The organism is Vibrio sp. Y176, assembly GCF_033438945.1.
The window spans coordinates 1-699 of the sequence record NZ_JAWOQS010000533.1 but is presented as its reverse complement, the minus strand read 5'-3'; the positions used below and the strand labels follow the sequence as shown (position 1 = coordinate 699).

The window sequence follows — 699 nt, the reverse complement described above, 5'->3', positions numbered from 1 at the left end:
CTTGCAAGCAGGCCATGCTGAGGGCTTAGAGCTGGGTAAAGCAGAAGGCGTTTCTGTTGGCCAAGAGTTTATTCAACAGCAGGTTGACGTGTTTATGAATCTCGCCAACCAGTTTGCTCAACCTTTGGAGCTGATGAATGCTCAGGTAGAGAAGCAACTGGTGGACATGGTGCTGTGCCTAGTCAAAGAAGTGGTGCATGTCGAGGTTCAAACCAATCCACAAATTATTCTCGATACGGTTAAGCAGTCGGTAGAAGCGCTGCCGATTTCTGGCCATCCAATCACATTGCATCTCAACCCTGAAGATGTTGCCATCATTCGCTCTGCGTATGGTGAAGAAGATTTAGATTGCCGTAACTGGACACTGGTTTCTGAGCCATCACTTAATCGTGGCGATGTGCAAATCGAAGCCGGCGAATCGAGCATTAACTACCGCATGGAAGAGCGCATCAAGAGTGTGCTGCACAGCTTTTGTGGCGCGAACCGTCACCAAGAGGGTGAGTAGTCCATGCAAGCTTTGGCCGATCGTCTCAAAAACTACAAAGTTGAAGGCTTAACCACGCGTCCGGTTGCTTCTGGCAAATTGGTGCGCGTTGTTGGTTTGACCTTAGAAGCAACGGGCTGTCGTGCGCCGATCGGCAGTCTATGTTTGGTTGAAACCATGTCTGGTCACATGGAAGCCGAAGTGGTTGGTTTTTC

General features: G+C 49.6%; 1 protein-coding gene and 1 pseudogene. Both read left to right on the top strand.

All coding sequences use genetic code 11. From position 1 onward, the window contains the following. The coding region (locus tag R7O13_RS27155) for a flagellar assembly protein FliH (protein ID WP_318305236.1) at positions 1-505 on the top strand (505 nt) is incomplete at its 5' end. Positions 506-508: 3 nt separating this feature from the next. Next, positions 509-699 (top strand): annotated as a pseudogene (gene fliI / locus R7O13_RS27150) (flagellum-specific ATP synthase FliI); the annotation flags it as partial.